Below are 308 nucleotides of genomic sequence, written 5' to 3'. Positions count from 1 at the left end.
TACGCGTTGGTCAACGGCGAAGTGGTATTAACCCAAGCCGGTGCTGACTTCGTTAACAACGGCGGCACGCTGCCTGCGGTTGATTTAACCGTGTCCGATGGCAGCTTAACAGGTCAAGACAGTGACACTCCGGTGATCACTCCTACGAACGATGCGCCCACCATTGACGTGGTAGCCAATGACTTTACTGAAAACAGCGCCGTTGATGGCGATGTTGCTGCAACCTACACTACCTTTGATGAAGACGGTGATCTACTGACTGTTGACTTTACCCCTGGCAGCAATGACGACGGTTACTACGCGTTGGT

The 308-nt window shown here is 52.6% G+C and carries 1 protein-coding gene; it reads left to right on the top strand.

Annotated elements, in window-relative coordinates; genetic code table 11:
* On the top strand, positions 1-308 hold a 308-nt coding region (locus AAEZ02_RS22095; protein ID WP_351089785.1), incomplete at both ends, for a hypothetical protein.

Source organism: Shewanella sp. T24-MNA-CIBAN-0130 (assembly GCF_040310185.1).
GTDB classification, from domain to species: Bacteria; Pseudomonadota; Gammaproteobacteria; order Enterobacterales; family Shewanellaceae; genus Shewanella; species Shewanella psychromarinicola.
The sequence above is the reverse complement of the archived record's forward strand: the minus strand, read 5'-3'. Positions and strand labels throughout refer to the sequence as shown.